The 13413-nt window shown below is 73.5% G+C and carries 16 protein-coding genes; 10 read left to right on the forward strand and 6 right to left on the reverse strand.

The features are described 5' to 3' along the window. Positions 1-3: 3 nt before the first annotated feature. The gene (gene bla / locus ACSMXR_RS34685) at positions 4-936 is read right to left on the reverse strand and encodes a class A beta-lactamase (protein ID WP_473170743.1); all 933 of its coding nucleotides are present in this window, start codon (positions 934-936) and stop codon (positions 4-6) included. Between the two features lie 165 nt (positions 937-1101). Between bla and ACSMXR_RS34690 the strand changes: the two genes are divergently transcribed. The 6 genes from ACSMXR_RS34690 to ACSMXR_RS34715 all read left to right on the forward strand — a co-directional run bounded on the left by ACSMXR_RS34690 (position 1102) and on the right by ACSMXR_RS34715 (position 6815). Beyond that, a complete protein-coding gene (locus ACSMXR_RS34690; RefSeq protein WP_376185139.1) occupies positions 1102-2004 on the forward strand; it encodes a LysR family transcriptional regulator in 903 nt (300 codons plus the stop codon). After that, complete coding sequence (locus tag ACSMXR_RS34695) at positions 2001-2903, forward strand: serine hydrolase (RefSeq protein WP_473170744.1); 903 nt, start codon at positions 2001-2003, stop codon at positions 2901-2903. Before ACSMXR_RS34690 ends, ACSMXR_RS34695 begins: the two co-directional genes overlap by 4 nt. 147 nt (positions 2904-3050) lie before the next feature. Further along, positions 3051-3929 (forward strand): phosphatidylinositol-specific phospholipase C/glycerophosphodiester phosphodiesterase family protein, encoded by an 879-nt coding sequence (locus ACSMXR_RS34700; protein WP_473170745.1) that lies wholly within the window; start codon positions 3051-3053, stop codon positions 3927-3929. Positions 3930-4046: 117 nt separating this feature from the next. Continuing rightward, the gene (locus ACSMXR_RS34705) at positions 4047-4241 is read left to right on the forward strand and encodes a hypothetical protein (protein WP_137235061.1); all 195 of its coding nucleotides are present in this window, start codon (positions 4047-4049) and stop codon (positions 4239-4241) included. A gap of 51 nt (positions 4242-4292) precedes the next feature. Continuing rightward, on the forward strand, positions 4293-5036 hold the full coding sequence (locus ACSMXR_RS34710; protein WP_098025939.1) for a hypothetical protein: 744 nt from the start codon (positions 4293-4295) through the stop codon (positions 5034-5036). Between the two features lie 189 nt (positions 5037-5225). Continuing rightward, positions 5226-6815 carry a hypothetical protein gene (locus tag ACSMXR_RS34715; RefSeq protein WP_473170746.1) on the forward strand — a complete coding sequence of 530 codons (1590 nt, stop codon included), beginning with the start codon at positions 5226-5228 and terminating at the stop codon, positions 6813-6815. A 16-nt stretch (positions 6816-6831) separates the two neighbouring features. Here the strand turns inward: ACSMXR_RS34715 and ACSMXR_RS34720 are convergent, their stop codons facing one another. Next, positions 6832-7197 carry a DUF779 domain-containing protein gene (locus ACSMXR_RS34720; RefSeq protein WP_218523692.1) on the reverse strand — a complete coding sequence of 122 codons (366 nt, stop codon included), beginning with the start codon at positions 7195-7197 and terminating at the stop codon, positions 6832-6834. 87 nt (positions 7198-7284) lie between these two features. Between ACSMXR_RS34720 and ACSMXR_RS34725 the strand changes: the two genes are divergently transcribed. Beyond that, on the forward strand, positions 7285-7674 hold the full coding sequence (locus ACSMXR_RS34725; RefSeq protein WP_030081948.1) for a hypothetical protein: 390 nt from the start codon (positions 7285-7287) through the stop codon (positions 7672-7674). Positions 7675-7749: 75 nt separating this feature from the next. Then, positions 7750-7929: a hypothetical protein gene (locus ACSMXR_RS34730; protein WP_137235064.1), complete on the forward strand. Its 180-nt coding sequence runs from the start codon at positions 7750-7752 to the stop codon at positions 7927-7929. 120 nt (positions 7930-8049) lie between these two features. On the opposite strand, the gene ACSMXR_RS34735 is transcribed toward ACSMXR_RS34730, so the two are convergent. Then, the gene (locus ACSMXR_RS34735) at positions 8050-8721 is read right to left on the reverse strand and encodes an endonuclease (RefSeq protein ID WP_473170747.1); all 672 of its coding nucleotides are present in this window, start codon (positions 8719-8721) and stop codon (positions 8050-8052) included. Next, positions 8718-8900, reverse strand: coding sequence for a DUF6480 family protein (locus tag ACSMXR_RS34740; protein WP_006129330.1), 183 nt, complete (start codon positions 8898-8900; stop codon positions 8718-8720). The genes ACSMXR_RS34735 and ACSMXR_RS34740 overlap by 4 nt, the downstream gene beginning before the upstream one ends. A 159-nt stretch (positions 8901-9059) precedes the next feature. On the opposite strand from ACSMXR_RS34740, the gene ACSMXR_RS34745 reads away from it, so the two are divergent. Both ACSMXR_RS34745 and ACSMXR_RS34750 read left to right on the forward strand, forming a co-directional pair. After that, positions 9060-10265, forward strand: coding sequence for an FUSC family protein (locus ACSMXR_RS34745; protein ID WP_218523690.1), 1206 nt, complete (start codon positions 9060-9062; stop codon positions 10263-10265). An 88-nt stretch (positions 10266-10353) separates the two neighbouring features. After that, positions 10354-10545, forward strand: coding sequence for a DUF6381 family protein (locus ACSMXR_RS34750; RefSeq protein ID WP_030081958.1), 192 nt, complete (start codon positions 10354-10356; stop codon positions 10543-10545). Between the two features lie 170 nt (positions 10546-10715). Here the strand turns inward: ACSMXR_RS34750 and ACSMXR_RS34755 are convergent, their stop codons facing one another. Together ACSMXR_RS34755 and ACSMXR_RS34760 are read right to left on the reverse strand one after the other, a co-directional pair. Further along, positions 10716-11723, reverse strand: coding sequence for a PHP domain-containing protein (locus ACSMXR_RS34755; RefSeq protein WP_473170748.1), 1008 nt, complete (start codon positions 11721-11723; stop codon positions 10716-10718). A gap of 93 nt (positions 11724-11816) precedes the next feature. Beyond that, positions 11817-13370 carry a helix-turn-helix domain-containing protein gene (locus tag ACSMXR_RS34760; protein ID WP_473170749.1) on the reverse strand — a complete coding sequence of 518 codons (1554 nt, stop codon included), beginning with the start codon at positions 13368-13370 and terminating at the stop codon, positions 11817-11819. Between the last annotated feature and the right edge of the window lie 43 nt (positions 13371-13413).

The raw sequence follows: 13413 nt of genomic DNA on the forward strand, positions 1-13413 counted from the left end.
CGCTCAGGACGACAGCGAGTCGACGACCACGGAGGCCGCCTCGGCGATCAGCCGGTCGTCGGGCTCCGCGTCCTTGGTACCGCGGTGCGACAGGACGGCGATGACGATGGGAGCGGAGTCCGGGGGCCACACCACGGCGATGTCGTTGCGGGCCCCGTAGTAGCTGCCGGTTCCGGTCTTGTCGCCGACGACCCAGCCCTTGGGCACACCCGCCCTGATCACCGCGTCCCCGGTGGTGTTGGTCCGCAGCCACGTCGTCAGCTGCGCCCGCTCGGGTGCGCGCAGGGCCTTGCCCAGGACGAACGCGCGCAGATCCTCGGCCAGCGCCCGGGGCGTGGAGGTGTCCCTCTTCTCGCCCGGCACCCAACGGCTCAGCTCCGGCTCCTGTCGGTCCATCCGCGTGACGTCGTCGCCCAGCTTCTCCAGCGAGGCGTCGAGGCCCTTCGGCCCGCCGACGTGGTCGAAGAGGAGGTTGGCCGCGGTGTTGTCGCTGTAGCGCACGGAGGCGTCGCACAGTTCCTTGAGCGTCATGCCGGTGTCCACGTGCTTCTCGGTCACCGGGGAGTTGGCGACCAGGTCCTCGCGGGTGTACGTCACTCGCTTGTCGAGGCCGTCCAGGGAGTAGGTGCTGAGCACGACCGCGGCCTGGAGCGCCTTGAAGGTCGAGTTGTAGGCGAACCGGGCCCGGTCGTTGTGGGTCACCTCGCGTCCGGTGCCGGTGTCGACGGCGTACACGCCCAGCCGTGCGTCGAACTCGCGCTCCAGCTTCCTGAAGCCCTCGGCGTACGGCTTCGCGGCGGCGGCCGACGTGCTCGCGGCGGGCTTGGCGGAGGAGTCCCGGGAGGCGGCGTCGTTCTGTCCGCAGGACACCAGCGGTACGAGGGAGAGCGCGGCGACCAGACCGGCGACGGCGGTCCTGACGCGGGGGTGATGCATGGGCGAAACCTCCTGGCGCTCCGGACCGGAGCGCATCGGGTACGGGCCGCACAGCCCCGTACCGGTGCGTGATCATGCCTGCCGAAGCCACCTTCGTCCCCTCCGGTCATGCGGTCCAATACGCTCATGCGCGTTTCCATGCCGAAACCGCATAGGCTCGGGGGCGTGGATCTGGTCGGAGCGTGTCGGGCATTCGTCAGCGTCAGCGAGTACGGCGGCTTCACCGACGGGGCCGCCGCCGCGGGGATGTCCCAGTCGGTGGCGAGCCGCCGGGTGGCGGCGCTGGAGGAACGCTTCGGCGAGCAGTTGTTCGAGCGCACGTCACGGCGGGCGGTGCTCACCCCCTTCGGGCGCGACATGCTGGCCGCCGCCGGACAGCTCGTCCAGGCCGCCGACGTGCTGCTGGACGAGGCCGAGACCGTCAAGCACAAGCCCTGGCGACTGGCCGTCCCCGCCATCTGCCCGCCGTCCGCCCTGGCCCGTCTGGTCGCCGACGCGCGGGGGCACGGTGTCCGGCTCGACCTGAGGACCGCCGGGCCGGCGCGGCGCAGGGAACTCGTCCAGGCACAGCAGGTGCGTGCCGGTCTGCTCGCCGTACCCGCCGAAGGGGCGCCCTGGTCCGTGCCGCTGGGGCTGGCCGGGGCGCGGGGCGGCGGGGTGCGGCGGATCTACGTCGAGACGCTGCGGCTCGGGCGGGCTTCGCCCGGACCGGCGCGCCGGGTCTGGATCCAGCCGGAGGACGACGTACCGCACATCCGCGATCCTCTGACGCGGCTGCGGGACGCGGTGGGCCTGCGGCCCGCGCAGGTGCTCGCCGCACCGGACCTGACGGCCGCGGCGGCCGAAGTCCTCTGCTCCGACGACCTGGTGCTGTGCTCCCGCGCACAGGCGGAGGAGCTCGCCCTGGTCTGGCATCCCATCGGCGAGATGACGCCGCGCCGGGGCTACGCCCTCACGGTGGTGGCGGACGGCAACCCTCTGCCGATGGAAGCACGGCTGGGCGAGGCCATCGCCCGCTGCCTGGGCGCGGACGATCCGGCGGACGCCGGGGGAGGGAAGGCGGCATGAACACCGAGGCTCTTCTGCGGGACGTGCGCGCCCGGCTGTCCGAAGGCGGCCTGCGCGCGTGTCTGCTGGTGCGGGACCTGGACACGGGGGAGGAGCTGGGCATCGAGCCGGACACGCATCTGCCGTCGGCCTCCCTGGTGAAGGTTCCGCTCGCGCTCGCCACGCTCGAACGCATCCGGCGCGGTGAGCTGGACGGTGCGACCCCGCTGGACGTGGCGCCCGGTCGCGTCACCACGCCGGGCCCGACCGGTCTCAGCCGCTTCCGGCACCCCGTCCGGATCGCGATCGACGACCTGCTCTACCTCAGCACCTGCCTGAGCGACGGCACGGCCGCCGACGCGCTGTTCGACCTCACGCCGCCCGCCCGGGTCGCCGACCTCCTCCGGGAGTCCGAGCTGCGCGGGATCACGGTCCGGCACCGCACGGAAGAGCTGTTCGACACGCCCATGGAGCGTTTCGACGCCGACCAGGCGCACCTCGCCCACGCGCTGGCCATCGAGGCGGGCACCAGCGGCCGCGGCCACCGGGTGCCCCAACTCGACACGACCCGCGCCAACACCGGCAGCGCACGCTCCTTCGTCGACCTCCTCCAGGCCGTGTGGACCCCGTCGAAGATCCATCCGGAAGTGGCCGCACGGCTCCGCGACCTGCTGGCCCACAACGTGCTGCGCCATCGGCTGACCCCGGACTTCAGCTCCGACGCGAGCAGATGGTCCTCCAAGACGGGCACGCTGCTGAACCTCAGACATGAGATCGGCGTCGTGGAGCACGCCGACGGACAGACCTTCGCCATCGCCGTCCTGACCGAGTCGTCGGTCCCGGCGGGCGCACAGCCGGGCGTCGACGCGCTGATGGCCGAAGCCGCCCGGCGGCTGCGCGACCATCTCCGACAGCTGTAGGAATCCAGTTGTAGGAATCCAGCTGTCGAAAGGCTCCCGAGGTGGCCACGGCGTGAAACATCGCCGAACACCTGTCAGGTACCTGACGGATGCGCCCGTCGCGCCCCCATACTCGTCGCGACCCCGTCCCCCGCTCAGGGAGTCCCGATGGCCCACCTCACCCGCCGCCGCGCGCTCACCGTCGCCCTCGCCACCGCCGCCGCGGGCGTCGCCGTCCCCACCGCGACGGCGGCCGCCGCCCCGGCCCGCCCGCGCGGCCCGCGTCCGTTACGCCAGGCCCACGCGCACAACGACTATCTGCACCCCCGGCCGCTGCACGACGCGCTCGCGCACGGCTTCACCAGCGTCGAGGCGGACGTCTTCCTCGTCGACGGCGAACTGCTCGTCGCCCACGAGCCCGCCGGACTCGACCCCACCCGCACCCTCGCCTCGCTCTATCTGGACCCGCTCGCCGCCCTGGTCCGGGCCGGCCACGGCGGCGTCCACCCGCACCACCGCACCCCGCTGCAACTCCTCATCGACATCAAGGCCGACGGCGTCGCCGCCTACGCCGAGCTGGACCGGCAACTGCGCCGCCACCACCGCATCCTCACCCGCTACCGCCACGGCCGCGTCCACCCCGGCGCGGTCACCCCGGTGATCTCCGGCGACCGCGCCGCCCGCGCCCCCATGGAGGCACAGCTCACCCGGTACGCGTTCTACGACGGCCGTCTCGACGACCTCGGCACCGCGGCCCCCGCCTCCTTCGCCCCGCTCGTCAGCGCCAACTGGACCCAGAGCTTCGGCTGGCTCGGCACGGGTCCCTTCCCCCGGGCCGAACGCGACCGGCTGCACACCCTCGTCACCGCCGCCCACCGCGAGGGCCGCCGCATCCGCTTCTGGGCCACGCCCGACCTGCCGGGCCCCGCACGCGAGGCCGTCTGGTCCGAACTGCTCGCCGCCGGGGTCGACCACCTCAACACCGACGATCTGGCCGGGCTCGAACGCTTCCTCCGCGCCCGTGGGAACGGCGCTGCGACCCCGTAACGCCCATCGGCCCGGAAGTACCCGTTCGGCGGACACGCCAGTGCGCCGAACAGCCCCTCCGCTGCGCCACACTGGCGGCCGAAAGCCGCAAATCCGGCGCGGCGGAGGAGGTTGGCCATGGCCATTTCGATCTCACTGGTACTGCTTCTGACGATCCTGGCTGTGATCTTCCTCCGCAACGGAGGCCTGAAGGTCTCGCACGCGCTGGTCTGCGCCCTGCTGGGGTTCCTCATGGCCAGTACGAGCATGGCGCCGACCATCCACGACGGCATCGGCGCCACCGCCGACCTGGTCAGCAGCCTGCACCCCTGACGCCCGACCGGGCCGTCCACGCGACGCCCCGCGATCCCGCACAATGGGCAGATGTCTTTCCCGCCCCCCGGACGGCACTCGGGCGCCGCCCACCACGAGTACTGCAACACCGGCCTCTGCTGCCGGTGTCAGATGCGTACCTGGACGACCAAGGCGGGCAACGAACGGCTCTGCGGGCCGTGCGCGGCCTGCTGCCAGTCCTGCGGCCGGGCCCCCGCACCCCATCTGGACGGGCTCGACGGCGGGCTCTGCGCCGAGTGCCGCGGCCTGTGCGGCCGCTGCCACGCCCCGAAACGGCCCGACGGAACCTGTGCCTGCGACCGCTGGCGCGAGAGCGCCAAGAGCAATCCGCGCGGTTACGTCCTCCAGGCCTTGCCGCAGCAGCTCCTCCAGGCGCTCGGCGGCCGGGTCCCGAGCACCGTCCACGACCTGATCCACCAGGAGCTGGCCAACCGGAGCGCGGGTCTCCTCCGGGAGCGCATCGAACGCCGCTGGAACCTGCGCTGGGCCCACGCCCTCAACGAGAAGGACGAGGACGGCCGCCGCCGCTGGAGCGCCCAGGAGATCGCCGAGCAGCTGCTGATGCCCGGCTCCTGCTCCGACCCGCAGTGCGAGGACGGCCACCGCGTCACCACCGACACCCCGTGCACCCGCTGCCGGCAGCCGCTGCACCGCTTCGTCACCTCGGTCGCCGACCACACCGCGACCCCGGAGCACGCCCAGGCCGCGGCGGCCCGGATCCGCCGGGCGATGCTGGAGAACCGCTCGCACCGCAAGCCCCCGCCGCGCGGATAGGGCGGAGGCGCGGTGCGCGGGTAGGGCGGGCGAGGCGAGGCGCGGTGCGTCGTGGGTGTGGCCGCACATGGCGCGGTGTTGCGGCGGTGTGTCGTGCCCGCGAAACCCTTCGGCTTTCCATGGACACTTCAAGGGGTGCGTCCTAGCGTCGGGCGGCGGCGCGACCCCCGTCCGTAACCAAGGAGCCCGATGCCCCCGCCGTACTGCCGTGCGCTCGCCCGCGTCCTGGCCCTGACGCTCGCCGTCGCGACCCTCACCCTGGCCGGGCCCGTGGCCCCCGCGCTGGCCGACGACATCCCCAAGGCCCCGGGCCACCGCCTGGTCAAGGCGTACGAAGGAGCTCCCGCCACCGCATCGCCGGTCCCCGGGCCGGCGCCCGAGCAGCACCCCTTCCTCGCGCCGAACGGCCGCAGCGGCATGCACGCGGACGCGGCGGGCAGCGGCACCCACCCGTACGCCGGACCGCTCGGCCGGGCGCCCGAGGTGACCAGCGAGAAGATCGCCCCGGTCGGCGGCGAGTGCGCCACCGCGACCTTCGACGCGGCCGGCCGGCTGATCACGGTCTGTGGGACATTCACCGGCTTCCTGCTCAAGCTGCTCGACCCGCGCACGCTCGACACGCTCGCCGAGTACAAGCTGCCGCAGCGGTCCTCCACCGTCGAGGCGATCACCCGCCTCGACTTCTCCAAGATCTTCAAGGACACCTCGGGCGGCGCCTACTTCTACCTCGACGACCAGGACCGGGTCGTCCTCGCCGACTCGCGCCAGCACGTCCTGCGCATCGCCCACCGGCAGGGCGCGGACGGGCGCTGGGAGTTCGATGTCGAGGACGACTGGGACCTCACCGGGCACGTCCCGCACGACTGCGTGTCCTGGACCAACCTCTTCCCCAGCGGCACCTGCGACCCGGTGACGTCCGTGATGCCCGACTGGCAGGGCCGGATCTGGTGGGTCACCCGGCTCGGCCGGGTCGGCACGGTCGACCCGGACACCTCGGCCATCCGGTCCGTCCGGCTCGACGGCGAGGAGATCCAGAACTCGTTCTCCGTGGACCGGGACGCGGTCTCCATCGTCTCCGACCACGCCCTGTACAGCTTCACCGCCGGCCCGGACGGCACCCCGCGCATCCAGTGGCGACAGACGTACGACCGGGGCACCGGCACCAAGCCCGGCTCGGTCAACCAGGGCTCCGGCACCACGCCCGACCTGTTCGGCGCCGACCGGCAGTACGTCGCGATCACCGACAACGCGGACGACCGGATGAACGTCCTCGTCTTCCGCCGGGGCGCCGACGTCCCCGCCGACCGCCGCCTGGTCTGCTCGGTCCCGGTCTTCGGCCACGGCCGCTCCACCACCGACAACTCGCTGATCAGCTGGGGCGACAGCCTCGTCGTCGAGAACAACTACGGCTACGAGAACCCCACCTCGCTGCTGCTGGGCCGCAGCGTCGTCGGCGGCGTCACCCGTATCGACGTACGCCCCGACGGCGGCGGCTGCGACACCGTGTGGGAGAGCACCGTCCGCTCACCCTCCACCGTGCCCAAGCTGTCCACGGCCAACGGGCTGCTCTACTTCTACGAGAAGGAGCCCAACGCCCTGGGCATCGACGCCTGGTATCTGACCGCCGTCGACTTCCGCACCGGCGAACGCCGCTGGCGCACCCTCACCGGCACCGGACCCGCGTACGACAACAACTGGGCGCCCATCACCATCGGCCCCGACGGCACCGCGTACGCGGGAGTCTTCAACGGCATCGTCGCGGTGCGCGACACGCACTGACGGGCCGTGCGCCTCCTCATCCGTCCGCCAGCCGCGAGCGGATGAGGAAGCGCACCCCTTCCGGGGCCTCCAGCGAGAACCCGCTGCCACGGCCCTCCACCACGTCCACGATCAGCCGGGTGTGGGCCCACACCTCGTGCTGGCTCCGCGACATCCAGAACGGCACGGCCTCGGGCACCCCCTCGACGGCGAGCGAGGCGAGCAGCACATCGGCGGCCCCGGTGCGGAACTCACCGGCCGGGTAGCACATCGGCGCGCTGCCGTCGCAGCAGCCGCCCGACTGATGGAACATCAACGGACCGTGGTCCGCCCGCAGCCGCCGCAGCAGACCGGCCGCGGCGGGAGTCAGCTCGACGGCGGGAGATTTCGGGTCACACTCCATGGACCTGCCCCTTCTCGGCCGAGGCGACACTGCGACAACCGGACGCAAGTCAACTCGACCGGACGTTGCGACCGGGTTGCACGCCCTATGCTCGCGCCCATGGAGCAACGGGAAGTCGTGAAGCGCGTGATCGGCATCCTCACAGAGGCGCGCGAAATGCAGCGTCTGCTGGAGGCGGACCTCGAACGGGAAGATCTGGACGCGGGAGCGGGCGCCGTCACCGCCCTGCTGAACGAGACGATGCCCCACATCGCCATCCCCGACGACTTCTCCGTCGAGGAGGTGGTCACCGTCGTCGGGCGTGAGGTCGGCGGTGCGGTCGAACAGCTCGTGAGCGCGTTCACCCTCGCGTTCACGATGCTGGCCCAGGTCCACGACTCCGGGCAGACCGATGTGTCCTCGGCCGACGTCCTCCAGGACCTCGCGCTCAGGGTCGAGGGCGGTGGACCGGACGAGGACGAGGATCCGCTGCTGTAGCCCCCTGCGTTCCGCCGCGCGGGTATGCATAGTGGAGGGAGAAGCGCGTATCTCCCTCGCGGCATGGAGGCAGCTGTGGGAAAGAGCACCGAGATAGCCCGTGCCAAGGCGCGGAGGCTCAAAGGCATGATCAAGGAATCGGACGGCATCGCCCTCGAGGACGAGCGGATGAAGGCCGAGGGCAGGAAGGAACAGGCCGAGGCCCGCCGCGAGGAGGCCCTGGCGCGAGCGTCGCGGGCGGCCTCCCACCGCTGAGAGAAGCGAGGCGCCCGTGCCGTCCCGTACGGCACGGGCGCTTTCGCGGGCGTGGCCCCCGGCTGCTCACAGATCCGGCGCCGGGCTCCGGGGGTCGCCTCCGGCAGCCGGGCGTGGCGCTCATTTCCGGGCTCGGGCGGTCTCCCGGACCGTCTCGGCGATCTCCGGGTCGAGGGCCGCCCTGACCAGCGCCGCGGCGAACGCCGCCCGGTCCCGGCCGCGCGCCACCTCGGCCAGCCGCCCGGCGGAGGTGGGCAGACCGAGCCGCTCCGCTCCCCGGACGCCCTTCGCCCCGAACCAGGGACCGAACTCCGGCCAGAGGTCCTGCACCTCGCGTACGAAGATGTCGGCCCCGGCCGGACCGATCCCCTGGACCCGCCGGAGCCCCGCCCGCAACGCCTCGCCGTCACCGTCCGCCTCCGCGCGCAGCCGCCGCAGGTCGCCCTTCCAGACGTTGAGGACGAGCTCCGCGCCCTCCCCGAGCTGGGTCGAGGTCCGCTCGTCGTAGCGGCGGTAGCCGCCCTCGCCCAGCGCGTCCAAACGCTGCTGCCAGCTCGCGTCCGCCATCCGGCGCGGGGTACGCATACCGTGCGCGAACAACGCCCGCGCGGCGGCCACGGCGACCGAGGCACGGATCCGGGCGCTCAGCAGGTCGCTCAGCACCAGGAGCTGGTACAGCGGCTGCGGGGTGTCGCGCAGCCGGACACCCGCCTCCGCCGCGTACGTCCGCCCGTGCTCCTCCAGCAGCGCGTCGGTGATCCGGCGTGCCGAGGCGGAGACCTCGCGGCTCATCCGTAGCCGAAGATCCGGGCGAGGAAGAATCCGGCGACCACGAGCGCACCGATCACGATCAGGGCGGTCCAGACGCCCGGGTGCTCCCACAGCCCTCCGTCCGCGCGTTCCTCGTGCGCCTCGCTGATGGAGCCTTCGGCCGGCGGTGTCTCTCCTGGGGGATTCAGCAGAACAGCCATGCCTCCAGGGTCTCTCGGACCGCGCCTTCGCGCATGCCGTCCCGGCACCGCCCCTGGTGCCACCCGGTTCGCGCCGCCGGGGGCGGTCCGACAGGGCCGTACGGCGGAGCCCGGGCCGGGAGAGCGCTGCGGCGAGGCGATTCGGGGCACCGTCAGGGCATGCCCCGAGTCTCCGCCCCCGTCGTCAAACTCGTGCAGCGCACCACCGAACCCGCCGGGGTGCAGACGCTGCGCTCGACGGCGGCCGCCGTCATCGCCTACTCCGTGGCCGTCTGGTTCCTGCCCGAACCGGCCCCGCTGACCGCACCCCTCACCGCGCTCCTGGTCGTCCAGGTGACGCTCTACGCGACTCTCACGACCGGCATCCGCAGGGTGAACTCGGTCATCGTCGGCGTCCTCATCGCCATCGCCTTCAGCTCGCTGGTGGGCCTGAGCTGGTGGAGCCTCGGCCTCACGATCTTCACCTCGCTGCTGATCGGGCGGCTGGTCCGGGTCAACGAGTTCGTGCCCGAGGTGGCGATCAGCGCGATGCTGGTCCTCGGCGTCTCGCAGGTCGCCGACACCGCCTGGGACCGGGTGTGGGAGACGCTGATCGGCGCCGTCGTGGGGCTCCTGTTCAATCTGCTGCTCGCCCCGCCCGTCTGGGTCGGCTCGGCCGGCTCCTCCATCGAGTCGCTGGCCGCCCGGATGGGCACGATGCTGCGCAGCATGGGCGAGGAGGTGGTGGGCAACCACCCCGTGTCCCGGGCCGCCGCCCGGCTCCACGAGGCCCGCAGGCTCGACCACGACATCGTGGAGGTCGACGCCTCGCTGCGACAGGCGGAGGAAAGTCTCACCCTCAACCCCAGGGTGAGACAAGGGCTGCTCCACCGGGTCGTCCTGCGCACCGGACTCGACACGCTGGAGATCTGCGCCGTCGTCCTGCGCGTCCTGTCCCGCACTCTCACGGACCTGGCGAAGGCCCGTACCGAGGAGTCGCTGTTCCCGGCCGATGTGACGGAACTGCTCCGGGAACTCTTCGGCCGGCTCGCCGAGGCGATCGAGAGCTTCGCCGTCCTGGTCACGACCCAGCTGGCCGCCGACGCGGAGGCGGCGGAGGAACGGCTCGCCGACGCGCTCGTCCGCAGCCGCGCCACCCGCGACCAGGTGGCCGACCTGCTGCTGGAGGACGTCCAGGAGCACCCGCGCCAGTGGCAGCTGCACGGCGCTCTGCTCGCCGAGATCGACCGGGTGCTGGCCGAACTCGACATCGAGGAGCGCACCAAGCGCCTCGGCGAGGAGCTGGACCGCCGCTCGGCCGAGGCGCACGCGCGCCACCCCCGGCTGCGGGCGCTCCAGCGGCGGCTGGGCCGACAGCCGGACTGACCGCCCGCGCGGGATGCGGAGGCGGCCGGTCGCTGGTTCGCTGGTGACACGCCCTGGAGGTCTCCAGCGACCAAGGAGTGATGTGGTGATGAGCGGTTCGGACGAACCCGCCGACCTGGCTCGGCAGATGCGTGAGAAGGCCCAGCAGCTCGCCGAGGCCGCGGAGCGCGCGAGCGACCCGCACGAGCGTGAGCGGCTGGAGAAGAAGTCCCGCACGATCCGGGACCGGAGCGAGCAGCAGAGCGCCATGGCGGCCGGGGACATCTACCCCGAGAAGTAGCCCCGCCGAAAACCGCCTGACGGTCTGCCTGGCTGCCTGCTCTGTCCCCGTCTCTGTCCCCGTCTCTGTCCCTCTCCCTGTCCGCCCGCCCGTCCGTTTCCGGAGGAGCGCATCGCTTCCGGCGCGCGGGCGGGCGGGCGTGTGCGGTGCCCGGCGTCGAGGGGCGCGGGTCAGGCGGCCCACTCCAGGAGCCGTTCCGCGCTCCAGGTCGTCACCACCCGGTCCGCCGGTACCCCGCACTCCTCGGCCCGGGCGCACCCCGACCGCTGCCAGTCCAGCTGCCCCGGGGCGTGCGCGTCCGTGTCGATCGCGAAGAGCGTCCCCGCCGCCACGGCCGTACGCAGCAGCCGCAGGGGCGGGTCCTGCCGCTCCGGACGGCAGTTGATCTCCACCGCCGTGCCCGCCTCGGCGCAGGCCGCGAAGACCCGGTCCGCGTCGAACCGCGACTCCGGCCTGCCCCGCCCGGCCAGCAGCCGGCCCGTGCAGTGGCCGAGCACGTTCGCCCGTGGATGGCGCACCGCCGCCTCCAACCGCCGGGTCATCGGCGCCGGGTCCATCCGCAGCTTGGAGTGGACGGAGACCACCACCACATCGAGGCGGGCCAGCAGCTCGTCCTCCTGGTCGAGCGAACCGTCCGGGAGGATGTCGCACTCGATCCCCGTCAGCAGCCGGAACGGCGCCCACTCCTCGTTGAGCCGGGCCACCACCGCGAGCTGCTCCCGCAGCCGTTCCGGCGACAGGCCGCGTGCCACGGTCAGCCGGGGCGAGTGGTCGGTGAGGACGGCCCACGCGTGCCCCAGCTCCGCGGCGGTCCGGCCCATCTCCTCGATCGGGCTGCCCCCGTCCGACCAGTCCGAGTGCAGATGGCAGTCGCCCGTCAGCCGCCCGTAGAGCTCCTGGCCGCCCTCGGCGGGCGGCCGCGCCGCGGCTTCCTTCTCCAGCCGGTCCAGATATCCGGGCGTCCGCCCGGCCAGCGCCTCACGGATCACCTCGGCCGTGCGGGGCCCGATCCCGGCGACCCGCTCCAGGGACTTCGCGGCCACCCGCTCGGCCGCCTCACCTGGGGCCATCGCGTCCACGGCGGCGGCTGCCGTACGGAAGGCCTTCACCCGATAGGTGGCGGCCTGCGAACGTTCCAGCAGGAAGGCGATCCGCCGCAGGGCGGTGACGGGATCCATCGGCACCTCCACCGGGGCGTCCGCGGCCGGCTCCGGTCCGCCGGGCGCGCCGCCCGCCCCACCAGCATGGGCGCAACCGCCCCCGTACGCCTTTCAGGACGCGGCCTCCTCCTCGTCGGCGCCCTCCGCCGGCACCCAGCGGCCGGTGGCCGTGTCGTAGTCCAGGACGGGCAGCCCCCGCACCCCGCTCGTACGGAACGGCCGCCCGTCGTCGTCGATGCGCACCGTGCCGGACCGGCCGCCGCTGCTCCAGGTCAGCTCCCCGATCCAGGCGCAGTCGCAGCCGACCGTACGACCGGTGATCAGGAGGACCTCGGGGTCGGTGGCCGAGACGCTGTACGGGAAGGCGAGCGCCTCGATGGGCTCGCCGGAGTCGTTGCCCGCGACCGAGCGGGCGACGGGGCGGGGTACATCGAGATCGACGTCGAACATCCTCGGCGTGAGGGACCCGCCGCAGCCGGAGCTCATCCGGAAGACCCGGCCCTTCGCCGCCGCCCGGCGCTCCACGACCCGGATCCGCAGGGACTCCAGCACCACGGCCCGCTCGTCCCGGCCCTGCAGGGTGATCCGGACACCGGTCTCACCCGCGTGCACCGCGCCGAGCGCTCCCGCCCAGGACGACGCGTCGGCCTGCATCGGGGGCGGCGGTACGGCGGCGGGCGCGCGGTCTAGGAGGTAGGAGTGGTCGCAGCCGTTCTTCCAGACGTGGTCGTCACCGGTCCAGGTGAACGGCGCCCGCCCGGCCTCCGGACCCGGCGAGGGACCGGACGGTCCGGGGAGCGCCTCGCTGCGCGGCCCGACGCCGGGCGGCACGGTCGGCCGGGGGCTGCCGGACGGCGTTCCGCCCGGCGTCACGCTCGGTGTGGCCCGCGGTTTCCCGGGCGTGCGGGAGCCGGACGGAGAGGGCGCCGGAGTGTCGACCGGGGGCCCGCCCGGTTGCTGGGCCACCGACGTCCGCCGGTCCTGACCCGGGAGGCCGGTCCCGCCGAAGGCCGCGACCAGGGCGAGGACGAGGACCGCGGCGGCGAGGACGCCGACGCCCTGCCCGTACCGACGCGCCCGCCGCGACCGGAGCCCCGGCCACCGGACGACCGGCCCGCTCCCCTTCGCGGCGGCCTCCCCGGAGACGGCGGACGGCCCGGGAACCACGGACGGCCCGTGAACCACGGACGGACCAGCGGCATCGGACGGCTCTGCCTCGCCGGACGGCCCGGATGCCCCGGACCGGCTGGGCGCCACGGACGAGCCGGGGGTCGGCCCGGAAGCCCCGGACGCGGCCTCGCCGACGGGCTCCGCGCCCACCGCCACGTCCCCCACATCCACGCTCTCCACCGGCTCAGCCCCCGCCACGTCTCCCACAGGCTCAGCCCCCACCGCCCCCTGCCGGTCGAGGCGTTCCCCGTCGGCCAGGAGCCACAGCCGGTGCAGCGCCTCCCGTTCCTCGGCCGGTGCGCCGCACCAGCGGGCCAGACGCTCCACGGGGGCGAACTCCGCGGGCACCGTCCGCCCCGTGCAGTACCGGTGCAGCGTCGAGCCGCTGACCCCGATGCGGCGGGCCAGCGACGCGTACGTCCGGCCCGAGCCCTCCCGCAGCGCGTTCAGCCGCTCCGCCAACGCCGCCCGTGCGGCACCCTCGGCGTCACCCAACCCGCTCGACCTCCCCCGCCGCCGTTCCAGACGTTCCAGCCCT

This window comes from Streptomyces sp. DSM 106670 (assembly GCF_055792845.1).

Bases quoted from the DNA above. Each gene is read 5' to 3' on its own strand.
- bla (WP_473170743.1), bottom strand. From the start codon at position 936: ATGCATCACCCCCGCGTCAGGACCGCCGTCGCCGGTCTGGTCGCCGCG.
- ACSMXR_RS34695 (WP_473170744.1), top strand. From the start codon at position 2,001: ATGAACACCGAGGCTCTTCTGCGGGACGTGCGCGCCCGGCTGTCCGAA.
- ACSMXR_RS34700 (WP_473170745.1), top strand. From the start codon at position 3,051: ATGGCCCACCTCACCCGCCGCCGCGCGCTCACCGTCGCCCTCGCCACC.
- ACSMXR_RS34705 (WP_137235061.1), top strand. From the start codon at position 4,047: ATGGCCATTTCGATCTCACTGGTACTGCTTCTGACGATCCTGGCTGTG.
- ACSMXR_RS34710 (WP_098025939.1), top strand. From the start codon at position 4,293: ATGTCTTTCCCGCCCCCCGGACGGCACTCGGGCGCCGCCCACCACGAG.
- ACSMXR_RS34715 (WP_473170746.1), top strand. From the start codon at position 5,226: ATGCCCCCGCCGTACTGCCGTGCGCTCGCCCGCGTCCTGGCCCTGACG.
- ACSMXR_RS34720 (WP_218523692.1), bottom strand. From the start codon at position 7,197: ATGGAGTGTGACCCGAAATCTCCCGCCGTCGAGCTGACTCCCGCCGCG.
- ACSMXR_RS34725 (WP_030081948.1), top strand. From the start codon at position 7,285: ATGCTCGCGCCCATGGAGCAACGGGAAGTCGTGAAGCGCGTGATCGGC.
- ACSMXR_RS34735 (WP_473170747.1), bottom strand. From the start codon at position 8,721: ATGAGCCGCGAGGTCTCCGCCTCGGCACGCCGGATCACCGACGCGCTG.
- ACSMXR_RS34740 (WP_006129330.1), bottom strand. From the start codon at position 8,900: ATGGCTGTTCTGCTGAATCCCCCAGGAGAGACACCGCCGGCCGAAGGC.
- ACSMXR_RS34745 (WP_218523690.1), top strand. From the start codon at position 9,060: ATGCCCCGAGTCTCCGCCCCCGTCGTCAAACTCGTGCAGCGCACCACC.
- ACSMXR_RS34750 (WP_030081958.1), top strand. From the start codon at position 10,354: ATGAGCGGTTCGGACGAACCCGCCGACCTGGCTCGGCAGATGCGTGAG.
- ACSMXR_RS34755 (WP_473170748.1), bottom strand. From the start codon at position 11,723: ATGGATCCCGTCACCGCCCTGCGGCGGATCGCCTTCCTGCTGGAACGT.